The sequence below is a fragment of the Clostridium beijerinckii genome (assembly GCF_036699995.1).
In the GTDB taxonomy this organism is placed as follows: domain Bacteria; phylum Bacillota; class Clostridia; order Clostridiales; family Clostridiaceae; genus Clostridium; species Clostridium helianthi.
Genome location: NZ_CP144906.1, coordinates 2,356,382 through 2,371,420, shown reverse-complemented (window position 1 = coordinate 2,371,420; position 15,039 = coordinate 2,356,382). Strand labels below are relative to the sequence as shown.

General features: G+C 28.4%; 13 protein-coding genes and 1 other annotated feature. Of the genes, 1 reads left to right on the top strand and 12 read right to left on the bottom strand.

Features of this window, described 5'->3' with window-relative positions; translation table 11 throughout:
• Window positions 1-13: 13 nt before the first annotated feature.
• From gatA to PZA12_RS10980, 6 genes are all read right to left on the bottom strand, one after another.
• Complete coding sequence (gene gatA, locus PZA12_RS11005; RefSeq protein ID WP_078115757.1) at window positions 14-1,453, bottom strand: Asp-tRNA(Asn)/Glu-tRNA(Gln) amidotransferase subunit GatA; 1,440 nt, start codon at window positions 1,451-1,453, stop codon at window positions 14-16.
• A gap of 15 nt (window positions 1,454-1,468) precedes the next feature.
• A complete protein-coding gene (gene gatC, locus PZA12_RS11000) occupies window positions 1,469-1,753 on the bottom strand; it encodes an Asp-tRNA(Asn)/Glu-tRNA(Gln) amidotransferase subunit GatC (protein ID WP_077840726.1) in 285 nt (94 codons plus the stop codon).
• 267 nt (window positions 1,754-2,020) lie between these two features.
• Entirely contained in the window at window positions 2,021-3,310 is a 1,290-nt protein-coding gene (gene aspS, locus PZA12_RS10995; RefSeq protein WP_077840725.1) for an aspartate--tRNA(Asn) ligase, read from the bottom strand.
• Window positions 3,311-3,622: 312 nt separating this feature from the next.
• Window positions 3,623-3,878 (bottom strand) — a binding site (T-box leader).
• 202 nt (window positions 3,879-4,080) lie between these two features.
• Window positions 4,081-4,635, bottom strand: a complete 555-nt coding sequence (locus PZA12_RS10990; protein ID WP_077842234.1) for a GNAT family N-acetyltransferase — start codon at window positions 4,633-4,635, stop codon at window positions 4,081-4,083.
• Window positions 4,636-5,059: 424 nt separating this feature from the next.
• The gene (locus PZA12_RS10985) at window positions 5,060-6,172 is read right to left on the bottom strand and encodes an amidase domain-containing protein (protein WP_103699117.1); all 1,113 of its coding nucleotides are present in this window, start codon (window positions 6,170-6,172) and stop codon (window positions 5,060-5,062) included.
• A gap of 33 nt (window positions 6,173-6,205) precedes the next feature.
• The gene (locus PZA12_RS10980; RefSeq protein WP_181006037.1) at window positions 6,206-7,108 is read right to left on the bottom strand and encodes a M15 family metallopeptidase; all 903 of its coding nucleotides are present in this window, start codon (window positions 7,106-7,108) and stop codon (window positions 6,206-6,208) included.
• A gap of 372 nt (window positions 7,109-7,480) precedes the next feature.
• Here PZA12_RS10980 and PZA12_RS10975 point away from each other — a divergent pair, with 372 nt between their 5' ends.
• On the top strand, window positions 7,481-8,887 hold the full coding sequence (locus tag PZA12_RS10975) for a peptide MFS transporter (protein ID WP_078115759.1): 1,407 nt from the start codon (window positions 7,481-7,483) through the stop codon (window positions 8,885-8,887).
• Window positions 8,888-8,956: 69 nt separating this feature from the next.
• Here PZA12_RS10975 and PZA12_RS10970 read toward each other — a convergent pair whose 3' ends face one another.
• The 6 genes from PZA12_RS10970 to PZA12_RS10945 all read right to left on the bottom strand — a co-directional run bounded on the left by PZA12_RS10970 (window position 8,957) and on the right by PZA12_RS10945 (window position 14,990).
• A complete protein-coding gene (locus tag PZA12_RS10970; RefSeq protein ID WP_181006036.1) occupies window positions 8,957-10,060 on the bottom strand; it encodes an alpha/beta fold hydrolase in 1,104 nt (367 codons plus the stop codon).
• Between the two features lie 76 nt (window positions 10,061-10,136).
• Complete coding sequence (locus tag PZA12_RS10965; protein WP_012058346.1) at window positions 10,137-10,478, bottom strand: hypothetical protein; 342 nt, start codon at window positions 10,476-10,478, stop codon at window positions 10,137-10,139.
• A 180-nt stretch (window positions 10,479-10,658) separates the two neighbouring features.
• The gene (locus tag PZA12_RS10960) at window positions 10,659-10,838 is read right to left on the bottom strand and encodes a hypothetical protein (protein ID WP_012058345.1); all 180 of its coding nucleotides are present in this window, start codon (window positions 10,836-10,838) and stop codon (window positions 10,659-10,661) included.
• Between the two features lie 431 nt (window positions 10,839-11,269).
• Window positions 11,270-11,878 (bottom strand): DUF6518 family protein, encoded by a 609-nt coding sequence (locus PZA12_RS10955; RefSeq protein ID WP_078115760.1) that lies wholly within the window; start codon window positions 11,876-11,878, stop codon window positions 11,270-11,272.
• Window positions 11,879-12,154: 276 nt separating this feature from the next.
• Complete coding sequence (locus tag PZA12_RS10950; protein ID WP_242984882.1) at window positions 12,155-14,311, bottom strand: sensor histidine kinase; 2,157 nt, start codon at window positions 14,309-14,311, stop codon at window positions 12,155-12,157.
• Window positions 14,286-14,990: a response regulator transcription factor gene (locus PZA12_RS10945; protein ID WP_077841107.1), complete on the bottom strand. Its 705-nt coding sequence runs from the start codon at window positions 14,988-14,990 to the stop codon at window positions 14,286-14,288. The genes PZA12_RS10950 and PZA12_RS10945 overlap by 26 nt, the downstream gene beginning before the upstream one ends.
• Window positions 14,991-15,039: the final 49 nt, after the last annotated feature.

Sequence of the window (15,039 nt, the reverse complement as noted above, 5' to 3'; positions counted from 1 at the left end):
CGTAATTCCCCTCCTATAATTCAATAGCTAAAGCTTGTTCTAAGCTATATGCAGCTTTGAATATTTTTTCTTCGCATAACATATCACCCATTAATTGAATTCCAATTGGTAAGCCTTCTTTGCTCTTTCCTGCTGGAATTGATATTGCTGGATTTCCAGCTAAATTAACATTAATAGTGTAAATATCAGCTAAGTACATTGCTAATGGATCAGCCTTTTTTTCACCAATTTTAAAAGGCAATACAGGTGAAACTGGTCCTACTATTAAATCATATTTTTCAAAAGTCTTTTTAAGATCATATCTTAATTTTCTTCTAAAAGCATCTGCTTTTTTATAATAAGCATCATAATATCCAGAAGCAAGTGCATATGTTCCAAGCATTATTCTTCTCTTTACTTCCGCTCCAAAACCTTCAGTTCTACTGTTTTCAACTAATTCATCTAGATTTGTGTAATTTGGAGTTTTATAACCATATCTTATTCCATCATATCTATCTAAATTAGTACTTGCTTCAGCAGATGACATTATATAATAAGCTGCTAATCCTTCCTTAATTATAGGAAGAGAAAATGTTTCAACTTCTGCTCCTAATTCTTTTAATTTATCTAAACTATTTTTTACTGATTCCTTAATTTCTTCATCTAAGCCTTCACCAAAGAATTCTTCTGGGACACCGATTTTCATTCCCTTAATTCCATCTTGAAGACCAGCAGTATAATCTATTTCTTTTAAATCTCTTATACTTGTAGAATCATATTCATCAGTTCCAGAAATTATATTTAAAATATAGGCACTGTCTTCTACTGAATTAGAAAATGGTCCAATTTGATCTAATGATGAACCAAAAGCAATAAGTCCAAATCTAGAAACTAATCCATATGTAGGCTTTAATCCTACAACACCACAAAATGCTGCTGGCTGTCTTATAGATCCACCTGTATCAGATCCTAACGATACTGGTGCGAATTTTGCTGCAACTGCTGCTGCTGATCCACCTGATGATCCTCCCGGAACTCTAGTTATATCCCTTGGATTTAAAGTCTTTTTAAATGCTGAGTTCTCATTTGAAGACCCCATTGCAAATTCATCCATGTTTGTTTTACCAATAATTATTGCATCTTCAGCTAATAATTTTTTTATTACAGTTGCATCATATGGAGGAATAAAATCTTCAAGCATTTTTGATGCACAAGTAGTATTAACTCCTTCTGTACAAATGTTATCTTTTATTGCTACTGGGATACCTGCAAGTCTTCCTAGAGATTCACCAGCTTTTATTTTAGCATCTATTTCTTTAGCTTTAGCCAATGCTTCATCACAAGTAAGAGTTAAAAATGCATTTATAGTCCCTTCGTTTTTTGTAATTTCTTCGATATATGATTGAACTAGTGCTTCACTAGTTAATTCTCCACTTTTAATTTTTTCTACCATTTCTTTAATATTCATTTGCATTATCTAGTCACCACCCTATTCAATAATCTTTGGTACTTTAATATAAGTCTCTTGCATGTCTTTAACATTTCTAAATAAATCTTTACATTCAAATTGCTTAACTTCATCTTTTCTCACTACTGGCTTTAATTCTGCTTTGTTATCTATATCTTCTTTAATATCTAAATCTAATTCATTTAAATATTGAAAATGCTCTAAAATATTTTCAAATTCTTTTGCAAATTCAGCAGCTTCTTCATCAGAAAATCTTAATTTAGAAAGCTTTGCTATATATTTTACTTCATCAATACTTACTTTCATTAATTTCACCTCATCAAATTTTTATCATTGTAATGCTGTTTTTAAAGCACTATGTTAAAATTCATTAACTTTGCATAAACTAATTAGCTTTATTCAATAGAAACTTTTCTAGGTTTCTATTGAATAATTCATTTTAAAGGAAACTCGACTCGCATTCGCTCACTGAGTACTCACAGAGTAAGCGATTATCATCAAATCATAGATGCTCACAGAGAAAGTTCGAGTAACCAAATACAAGATTTGGATTCTCACTTTTGTGTTCTCTAATTACGGTGTTAATCTCTTCATGTCTCTTGGGAATAATGATGCTTCTCTTATATTTCCAAGGTTTAATATTTGCATTGTAATTCTTTCAAGACCTATTGCAAATCCTCCATGAGGTGGCATTCCATACTTAAATGTATCTAAATAGAAAGCAAAATCTTCAAGCTTTAATCCTAATCTTAACATTTTAGCTTTTAGCATTTCATAATCATGTATTCTTTGGCCACCAGTTGTAATTTCAACACCTTTAAAGATTAAGTCAAAACTCTTTGTCATTTCTCTATTTTCTTCACATTCCATAGCATACATTGGTCTCTTAGCTGTTGGATACTCTGTTAGGAATACATAGTCACTATTATATTTTTCTTTAACATATTTATGGAATAGTGCCTCACCCTCATTATCAATATTTCCAACTGGAGATTTTTTATTAAATTCTGTTAATAAAATTTCTTGAGCTTTAGCAAGTGGAATTCTTGGTATATTAATTTCTTCTGGAAGAACCACATCAAATAATTTCAATTCTTCAGCACATTTTTCATTTAAATGCTTATATAAATATCTTATAAAGTTTTCTTCCATTTCCATAAGATCAGTTTCGTCTTTTATAAAGCCCATTTCAACGTCTAAACTAACATACTCATTTAAATGTCTCCAAGTGTTGTGAAGTTCTGCTCTATATGCATAACCAACTTCAAATACTCTTTCAAAACCTGCTCCAACCATCATTTGCTTCCAGAATTGAGGACTTTGTGCAAGGAAAGCTCTTCTGTTAAAGTAATTAACAGTAAACATTTCAGATCCACCTTCTGTTCCGGAATGAGTTATCTTTGGAGTATGGATTTCTTCAAAATCATTACTCTTGAAGAACATTCTAAATGCTTCTTCAATTTCATTTTGAACTTTAAAAATTGCTTTCTTCTTAGGAATTCTAAGACTTATTGTTCTATAATCCAATTGAGTTTCAAGTGCAGCTTTTTCTTTATAGCTTTGAATTTCAAATGGTAATTTATCATAATATACAGTTCCTGCTATTTTAATATCTGATACTTCAATTTCCATACCTTTTGGAGCCTTTTCATTTTCACGAACTATTCCAGTTACTTCTACTGCATTTTCAAGTCTTAAACCTTTAATTTGTTCCTTAGTACATACTAATTGAATTATCCCAGATTTATCTCTAAGTAAGATAAATGAAACATGTGAAAGATCACGAATTTTATGAACCCATCCCTTAAGTAATACTGTTTCTTCCCCGTTAACTGCTAAATCTTTAATAAATATTCTTTTCATGATTATTGCTCCTTTTCCCATATATTGATTATTTTTACATAAGATTTTTATAGATATTTTGTAAAAATAAATATTTTTATTTTAATTAAAATTTATAACAAAAAAATCGTAGGCGACTATGGAGCCGGAGATTTTTTTCACGCATCTGCCTTTTCGAACGCATGTGAGAAAAATTTGGCAGGCGAATAAGATTTTTTTTTTATTCTTTTTTAAATACAAATACTATTCAATCAACCTTTTTTAAGTTATCTACAGATTTTACTGAAATATAAATTCCTAAAGAATAAAAAAATCTCGTCCCTATGCATAATGCATAGGGACGAGATTGACTCGCGGTACCACCCTAGTTAGTTTATAAAAAACTCACCTCAATGAAGTACAAAACATAATTATTTTATACTCTCCACTTTTAACGGTATGGACCCGATTAAGCCTACTCTTTTAATCTAAAATTTCGGTTAATAGCTCCGAAGTGTTCTTCGATTCAAGACTCATGCGGATATCTCACCATCATCCACTCTCTAAAAATCATCTATTTGAATTTACTTTTCTTCATCATTGCATATATAAATTTTAATTTCTCAAAAATTAATTTCTTTATTAATTACAAGCACATTTGCTTTATGGAATTCATTATATTGCAAAATAATTTATAAATCAATACTTTTTTTAAAAGTTTGTTAATAAAATTTCAAATTAAACTTTTTTATGAATAATTTTCTTACAATACATATTGATATAAATTACTCCTTCACAATGCTTAGAGTTTATTATTTTAATTCTTTCATTAGAACAAATCTTCTTAATCCACCATATTTTAATTTATCTTCCATAACATTATACCCAAGTTTTTTAAATGTATTCAAACTATATTTATTATCTGGAAAAACTGTTGCACAAATACAATTCATTCCTGCTTTTTTGCTTATTTCTTCAAGAGATTCACATATTATCTTTTGAAGTTTATTTCCTCTATAATCATCCAAAACCATGGTCGATTCAATCTGTCCCACCTTAAGAAGTTCTTCCCCTTGAATTTTTATATCATGTCCATAATTATGTTCATCGTATCCATATTCAATATATGCTCCTATAGCAATTAGCTCATCTTCATCTAATGAAACACAACCCAAAACTAGACCTTTTTCATTTATAGCCGTTTCAAATTCTTTTTTATCTGAGCATACAAAAAATTCTTTGTTTTCTAATCTTGTATATACATCCTCTTGTAATTTCATAATTTTATCGATATAGCTTATATCCAATAATTTCAACTGAGCTTGTACAACACTTTTATCTTTTTTATTTAATACTACTTGTTTCATTCTACTTTAGTAAGAATACAACTATATTTCTTACTAGTCCCCCCCTTAATGATTAATATCTGATTTGTATTATACTATAATAATTTGATTATATAAAACTATATTATATTGCAATTCACAATGCGCATTTCACAGTTCACAATTAGGGCTAAGATTCTCGCAATGCTTTCAGGATTATAATGGAAAATTATTTTTGCAATATATATATTATAATATGATTATTTCAATAAACTTGTTGTGATAGCTGAATTAACTAGTATTAATTACATAATTAATACTGATTAATTATGTAATTATTAAACTTTTTACTTTCGTCATGAGGTAAATTTCATTAATCATTATAGATACATTCACCACATTTTGTTCTTTAAATTTTAAATAAAGCCTTAAAGTGCATTTAATTACCCCTTAAGGCAAATTTTATTTAGTAATGAACTCTAATAAGCCAAAACTTAATTTTTTTATCACTCCATCCTAAATCCCATGGAACATTATTTCTATCCGTATTATGACATGTTACTAAAGAATATCCTTTAGAATCGACTCCTGTAACTGTCGATACATGGGTTATATCACCTTTCTTTTCATATGCAATGAAATCTCCGGGAAGTAATTTATAAGAAGCCTTATATACCTTTTCATAACTTCCTCTAGCAATTACCGATGCTCTTCCGCTATTAATCATATAATGAGTAAACTTACCGGCATTTACCCAAGGACCTGTTGCACTTCCTTTGTCATAGTTCCATGTAGAATTTTCCTTGAATTTCCCTCCTTCGCGTAGTATTTGTGACGCAAAATTTGCACAATCTCCACCCTCTGGATTAAAATCTCTATATTTATTATTATACTTAAAACCATACTCCTCAATTGTTGCTGCTCCACAGTATCTTTCTGCATATTCCTTTGCGCCTTTTCTTTTTTCATTGATATTTGAAATATCTCTAGGTGGCTGTGACGATATATATTGCTTAATCTCATCTGCTTTAATATTTTCTAAACTTAATGAATCAGCAAATGGATCTGTATACCACTCCTTTGTTATTATCCAATTTTTATCCCTCTTACTTAATTGAAAAGAATGATACGTCCCCATTCTTGAACTATTTATAGCTTCAGGCTGATCCGGATATATGTACTTATACTCCGTATTACAAATTAAACTAAAAGAACATTTATTGTCTCCAATTTTAGATTTTTTAATTACTACCTTGGGAATGATATCAACAAATTGTATTCCCTGCTTTTCTGCCCAATTATTAATATATTTAACCTTTTTTTCTTCATATTCATATGCCCATTGACCATATCTAGTATCAGTAGCATATAAAGATTTAATTGAATCCAAATCTTTACTAAGTATAGCTTTATTTTTTATTGCAAATATATTTTCTACGATACTTTTCACTTCATTATCGGTACTAGCATCAGCAAATACAATGCTACTTTTATCACTAGTAATCAATGATAGAAATACAATGAATACTAAGATGATTATAAATTTTGACCGGTTTTTTTTGATTTTAGAGAGTCGCATCTATAATACCCCTTTCTAAATTAAGTCATTCTATTACAATTTATTGTTAATTATTTCAATATACTTATTAGTTTCTTCGTTTAGAGGAACACCTTTGAACCATTCATCATTGTTATTCCAATTAGCAAAATATCTAGCTTTTAATATTATTTCTGGTCTATATTCAAAATGCAATATATCAAAATGCCCCCATTTTCCTCCCCACACGAAATTATTCTTTTCAAATGCTTCCACTAGTTCTTTAGGGTAATCAGAGAGTCTTTCCTTTCCAGCCTTTTCTGAACTCCACTTCCAATAATCCCTCTTATCACTTTTAAGATCAATTGCGATTCCATATGAATGTGGGCTTAGCCTTCCAGTTCCAGATATAACTCTATAATTAAATGTTCCACTGGCAGGGTAAAGTATACTGCCTATATCTGATCTTGATTTTGCTAAAGGCATTAATTCTTTTAAAGCTGCTTCTAAAGACGCATTAGCATTATTTTGCTTATTGAATTGATAATTAGTATATCCATACTTTAAACTAGCTAAGTTTTTTTCAATTGCTCCCTTAGAATTTCCATAGACTTCGCTTAATAACTCATAATGCCTAGCTCTACCAGGATCAAAATTTTTATCCATAATCTCTGTATTTTTTTCTAATGGGTAATCTTGCCCTAACATATCTTGTAAATCAGGATTTGTTAATTTTACTTCATGATTTTTTTCCTTTTTATCATCATAAATAATTTTCTTACCCGATTTCATAATTATGTAAACTTCATCATCACTCTTCTTTTCCACATCTACTATATATTGAGGATATGATAACATAAGAATCAAAATATCCTGCTTCATCTCTGTTTTGTAATCCCTATCTTCTGATGCCTTTGAATCTATAGGAATACTAAAAATAATAAAAAAACATATTATAAAATTACTAATTTTTCTTATCAATTATATTTCACCACCTTTTTTAATCCTATGAATATATACTGTCCCAAGAATAAACATACTATGTACAATAATTTCTTATAAAAACTTACTAAACAAATTTTAAAAATTCATAAAAAAATCATATTTTTTAATTAATATCAAAAAATATGATTTTTTTATGAAAAGCTATCATTTTTTAATATATTGCTAATTCAACAACTGTTTTTGGGGATTCTATTATTAAATTTTTTATATAGAATATTTAATTTTTAATATAAATACCACTATTATAGGTTATAATTTAACATTTTTGTAACCAAAAATTTGCAAGTTGTCGAATTTGTTGCTAAAATTGTTATGTTAATAAAATATCAAAGAAAGAGGTTTATTATGGAACTTAAAAAAGACAGTGATATAATGATGAAAGAAGTTTCATCAAACGAATCAAGCAAAATGAAACATCCTCCAGGTCTGTATATGCTATTTTTTACAGAAATGTGGGAAAGATTTAGTTACTATGGTATGAGAGCATTGCTTGTAATGTATTTAACTACAGAATTTATAAGAGGTGGACTTGGTGTAGATAAGGTATCTGCAATGACTATATATGCAAATTTCACATCTCTTGTATACCTTACTCCACTAGCAGGCGGATATATCTCAGATAGATACTTAGGACAAAGAAAAGCCATCACTATTGGAGGAATAATAATAGCTATTGGACAGTTAACATTATTCTCAAACCAAAGTATGACTGCGCTATACATAGGTTTATTTTTACTTATAATCGGTAATGGTTTCTTTAAACCAAATATTTCAACAATGGTTGGTCATTTATATGCTGATGGAGATAAAAGAAAAGATTCAGCCTTCACTATTTTCTACATGGGAATAAATGCCGGATCATTTTTAGCACCGCTTATATGTGGTACTTTAGCAGAAAAAACAATGGCTACTACACAAGCAGGAGAAATTATACACTACGGATTTAGATATGGTTTCTTAGTTGCAGGACTTGGAATGATTTTAGGACAAGTAATCTTTAATGGATTAGCAAACAAATTCCTTGGAGAAATTGGTAAAGCACCTGTAGGTGTAGTTAAATCTAATTCCAATAATAAAGCAAAAGCTAAACCATTAACTAAACAAGAAAAACACAGAACTGCAGTTATTTTAATATTAACAGCTTTTGCTATAATATTCTGGACAGGCTTTGAACAAGCTGGAAGTTCACTTACTATATACACACAAGATTTTATAGATAGGTCAGTTGGTGGATGGGAAGTACCAGTATCTTGGTTCCAATCATTAAATCCATTGTTTATATTAATACTTGGAATCCCTGTATCAAAGCTATGGTACAAATTAGCTTGCAGCAAGAGTGGTGACTTAAGTATTCCTCAAAAAATGGCAACAGGTTCAATACTATTAGGACTTGGTTTCTTACTTATGGTTGGTGCTGTTATGCAAAGAGGAGGAAATATAGAAGATACTGCTATTAAAGCTAACATGATATGGCTTGTAGGAACTTATTTCTTCCATACTGTTGGTGAACTTTGCTTATCACCAGTTGGACTTTCAATGGTAAGTCAATTAGCGCCAGCTAAACTTGCATCTTTCCTAATGGGTGTATGGCTTCTAAGCAGCTTTGTTGCTAATCAAATAGCGGGAAGACTTGCTGGTTACACAGAAACTTTAGGACACTTACAAATATTTGCTGGAATAGCTGCTACTTCAATTATAATGGGAATATTATTCTTATTATTTAATAAAAAATTAGCAGCAATGATGGAATAGTATACTATGATATGAATATAAGCTTGTCTTTATATACAAAGACAAGCTTATATATTTTTGTTTAAAAAATTATACCTTATCATAAAAATCTAATAATTCATCTAAATATGGTTTTTGAATTTCATCTTTTTCTAGATATATTTCATGTCTAGAGTTTTCTATCTTTTCTATTTCGCAATTCTTTGCGCTACTTGCAAATTTATTTTGTCCTTCTGCTTTTACATAAGTATCATTATCAGCTTGAAATAATAATATTGGAATTTTTACTTTAGATGCATTTTCTGGTTTTATAATTTCCTTCGTTGTATCAAAGGCTTCTTTTGTCCAATTATAACTTGCACCACCTCTTTGAAGTTCTTTGTTATTAGCTACTATATCATGACTATATTTATAACGATTCAAAGAACTTGTCCCAATCTCATTTTCCTTATACTCTGGTGTATATGGTTTCTTACCTAAAACGTAATTTCCACCATTACCAATAGCAACTTCAAATTCTACTATAATATCAGCTAAGAATTTTGGTATATTTCCAGTGTTAACTTCAAGCATAGGAGCACTTAATACCGCAGCATCAAAATAATCTGGGTAATCCTCTATGAATTTTGTTCCAATAGTTCCCCCCATTGAATGAGCAAACAATAATGCCTTTTTACCTTGATTATTTGGCATAACAACTTCATCCATAAATTTTTTAAAATCAGTTACATATTGATCAAATTTTTCTACATTCACTTGGGTTTTATCAGCTATTCCAAGTGTGCCAGATCTGCCATGACCTCTATGTTCAATTCCGAAAACATTATACCCTTCTTTTAAAAAATAATATATTAATTCATGATACTTCTCTAAACTCTCAGTATATCCGTGAGATATTACTATATTAGCCTTTGCATTTTCTATATTGTATTTTTCATAGTACAATTTAACGTCCTTATCTCCATCTATATATCCAGATTCCAGTTTACTTTTTATATATGGTTCGACTTTACTTTTCATATCTTCATTGTAATTAGATTCAGATATATATATTTCATCTAATTTACTATTTATTTCAGCAGCATTAACTTTAATATTAAAAGTATTTATATTGACAAATAGCTGTACTATAAGTGAAATTAGTATTAAACAAATTTTAAATCTTTGAGTATTTCTATTACTATGCTTCCTCAATTGTTTTACCTCCCTTCTTATACATTAATTCATTTTATAAAAGAAAAAGCTGTATCAACAGCTAATTATCCTATAATTATTCTAATATAGAAATTACCCACTTATTACATGCTGTACACTTATGTACTGTTATAACAAATAAATCGAATCTCTTATTTAGATCCATAACTCCTAAAGCGTCTCTCTCCTCTTTAGTAATAAACTCATCATTTTCATCAATATATCCAATTATCTCAACTAGATAATTCTTCTTTGTTTTATCACAACACCCATTAGAACCTGCAATCTCTATAATCTCATAACTTAAATTTTCACTTAATTCATCAATAATATCAATTATATCTTCATAATCTTTTATATCATCAACAAAATCCTCTTCATAAAATTCTAAATCTTTAATTTGAAATAATTTATTCATATATTTTTCTCCTCTTTATAACTTCTAATTAAGTATTTTACAACAATTGCATACCTACATATTATAATATGCAGGCTTTTTTTTGGCAAACTTATTATATGTAGTATTATTGTGCAATGTTTATTTATAAAAAAGTAGATCCATCTTTATAATATATAAATAATGAATCTACTCTTATTTTTAGCTTTCTTCTATAAGCTTTTTTAATTTATTTTGAACTAACCATAATTTTTTTTGCTTTCTATTAAATGCTACCATTCTGTTTTTATTATTTTTGTTTTCATCAATTAATTTTATATATTCAGCATCTGCAATTTTTAAAGCATCTTCAATTACTAATAGCTCTTCCTTAGTAAACATGTTATCTCCTCCATTAACTAAAACTATTTATAATATTATAACATAAATATATAAAAGTCTATCCATATGGCTAATTTCACCATATATTCTAAGTTCAAAGTCCTATTTTAACTATAGATAACCCAACTAAAACCTGAACTTATGCATATAACTCGCCGAAATGAATAACATACTTTTGTTCCAGTTTCTAGTTGGGATATATTTCATAGTATAAATCTAACTTATAATTGGCTTATCTATAATATGCAAGATTTTATATCTCATATTATGCCTGTTTTTTATATTTGCCTCATTGCGAAAGAAGTATAAAATTCAACCTGAACTTTGTAAAAAATAAAAACAAAAGGCACCCCATCAAGGTTGCCTTAAGTGTTCCATATAGGAAGATCCCGTATTAACTAAAGACACCTTATTACACTAATTCTATGAATTTATATTGTTAGATAATATAATATTGTGTATCCTATTAATCCTAAAATAATAACTGGTATAAGAAAAATACAACAACGAAGTCTCTCATGCATATTTTTTTCTAAAATAATTATTAATAATAAGCCAAAAACTATTTCTACAATAGCCACAGTTATCATATGTCTATAATCATCTATATGTATAAACATGTTTAGACCATCTGTTAAAAAAACACCAGATAATAAAGCACTGCCTAATTCATGAAATTTTTCATCTTTATGATACCATAGATACCCTGCCAATCCAAAGATAATACCACCAACTATAGCGCACCCAAGCCAAATTAACGTGAAATAGCCAACAGAAAAATTATATTGATTTATCAATGAATGAAAATAATAGTATCCCATAACCTCTCCTATTAAACATAACGAACAAGATGTCACAGAAAACCTTTTTTTATTTGCAATAGAACTTATAAAAAAGGCAGGAACTAACCAAACTGTCCCAAGATTAGCCAGGGAATTCCAATTACCTTTTAATTGACCTTGTCCAAATATAGTCAATATGCCTATTATTGTACCAAGAAGTATGGATAATAAACAATGTAAATAGATATTAATTTTCATATTATGTTCCTTTCATATGAATTATTTTAATTCAGAAAATATTACAAGTGTGATTTAATTCTATATATAGAGCAAATACTTAATTGGCACAATTAGGGAGAATGATTATATATTATCACTCTATTATTGCACTATATATGTTGCAATTTGGTTTATAAATTTCTTTCTTAATTGAACACTTTGCTCACTTGAGTTTTAAATGTAAATTTATAATTGCAACATATATATAATTCACCATATAGATAGACATGATTTAAACAAGAAATTATTATCAACTTATTTTTTAAATATAATAATTACTTTAAATAAATCACCGTCAACTTCAATATTAAAAGTTCCACCTTGGACTTCCACAAAACTCTTTGCAATTGCAAGACCAAGACCAGATCCTTCTGTATTCCTTGATTTATCTCCTCTTTGGAATCTATCTACAATGTCAAATGGATCAAAGTTCAACTCTTCTGCAGACATATTTTTTATTGTAATCTCTACATTCTTCTCATGATCTATTATGTCTACATATACTCTTGATCCCTTCATAGCATATTTGACTACATTTATTATTAGATTTTCAAAAATTCTAAAGGTTTTTTGGCTATCAAGATTTAATATCACTTTACTTGCAGGGTAACTATTTTTTAATATTAACTTTGAATCCTTTATTTTATCATCTAGTTCAATTTGCGTTTGTCTCATTAATTCCACAATATCTACATTCACTAAGTTTAGCTTAATATCTCCACTAGTAGCCTTACTTACTTCAAACAAGTCTTCAATTAGGAATTTCAATCTTTGTGATTTTTTATCAATTGTATCAATATACGATTTTCTTTCTTCTTCAGTTAAATTATCTTTTTTTAATAAATCAGTATAAGTTATTATTGAAGTAAGGGGTGTTTTTAAATCATGAGAAACATTTGAAATAAGTTCCGTCTTCATTCTCTGACTTTTAACCTCTTCATTTACCGCTTTTTTCAAACCATCTTTTATTTTTTCAATTCTATCTTTTAGTGGATTGAATAATCCTAAATCATCCTCTATTTCTACTTCTAGATCACCACCAGCAATTCTATCTGCTTCATTTAAAAGTATACTAAACTTATTCCTTATATCTCCATATTGTTTTCTAATTGAATAAAATAATATTATATTATAAATTAACGCTATTACTATTCCCAAAAACCAGAAAATACAGCAGATTAACATTATTATCAAATTTACGCCAATAACTTTTATAATGAACTTATTAGACTTGTCATTTAAATCTATATGCCCTATATAATTAAATACATTACTGAATAGCTTTTTAATATACCTAAAAATCTTAATTATTAATAAGTTTTCTTTTAAGTATTTAATTACTCCAAAATTTATTATGCTTTTTAATAACATAACACCTGCAAATATAATATATATAGCTGCCATCCACATAATTATATTTACAGAAATCATTGTAATGCCTTCAAGATTTTTGTCCATTCTTGAGCCAATTAAATCTAGAGCAAATCTATTTCTTAAGGTTTCTACGACTGTACGCCCTAGTATAAATCCGAGGACAATTCCTCCTGCTCCAAAAATAAAGCAATTAATCTCAAAAGGAATTTTCGAGAAATATTTAACTCCAAATACTTCTTTCCCATTTTTATAAGGAATTAGTAAACTAAATATTAATACAATACTTACTATTCCAAAGAGGATAGTTACTACAGCTGCAATATTAATTTGATTTTCCGATTCATCTATCATTCTGCTTAAACCATCTGTATATTTAAGGTCTTTAGGAATCCCATAAATGAAAGTGACATTTTTAATTGGATTAAATTTAACATTCTCATCATTAATACGAGGATACCCCCAAATTTCTCTTATATTCAGACCTGAAAATGCATTTTTTACGATATTTGCATCAGCACCGTAAATATTACTTATTGACATTAATCCAGTGTTATCATATTTTACGGTCATGTACCACGAATATTTATTCTTTAAATTATTAACTTCACTATCAGATATTAATTCCTTTAAATCATTATTTGTATTTGTAATATTTGCATCATCACTATACACTAAATAATCAAGATTTTTATAGTTATTATTCAAATTATTTTTCCACTCACTGAGTTCATAGTTAAAATTTCTAATAGTATTTTCCTCAGTATCATTATGTGTATCATAGGATGATATATAAATTTTATCACCTGATAATTCTTCATGATTTGTCTGTCCTACAAGATCTTTATATAAAACATAATCATTTTTATAAATAGTTCTTAAGAACTCATCTTCTTCAAATGGAGATTTAGGCTCTGCTTTTGCCCATTCTCTCATGTTAGGATAAATATTAAATATGCCTACTGACATTATTAAAAATATAATAAATGTTACTAAATTTGTAACATATGATTTTTTACTGTTTTTCAATTTTGTATCCAACTCCCCATACCACCTTTAAATATTTTGGATTTTTTGTATCAATCTCTATTTTTTCTCTTATATTCCTGACGTGAACCATTACTGTATCAGTATTTATGGCTTCCTCATTCCACACTTTTTCATATATTTCTTCCGCTGAAAAAACTCTTCCTGGATTTTTCATTAACAATTGTAATATTTTAAATTCTATTGGTGTAACTTTTATTAATTCTCCATCAAGAATCACTTCTTTTGTATCAGTGTTTAACTCTAAACCACCAATTGAAAATACATTACTTTTTTGTTCAGCTCCACTTACAACACTTAAATATTTTGAATATCTTCTAAGCTGCGAATTGACTCTAGCTATCAACTCCATTGGATTAAATGGCTTAGTTACATAATCATCCGCTCCAATATTAAGACCTAGAATTTTATCCATCTCCTCTGATTTTGCAGTAAGCATTATTACAGGAAAATCATAATTCTCACGGAGTTTCATCACCATTGTTATTCCATCCATCTTTGGCATCATTATGTCAACTATTGCTAAATGCAAAGTTTGATTTTCTATTATCTCCAATCCTTCTATTCCATTGCTTGCTCTATAAACATTGTAGCCTTGGTTTTTCAAGTATATCTCTATTCCATCACATATTTCTTTTTCATCTTCAACTATTAAAACATTATAAAAATTCATTACTCTTTAACACCCTCACTTACTATAATTTACAAATAATATTTGATTC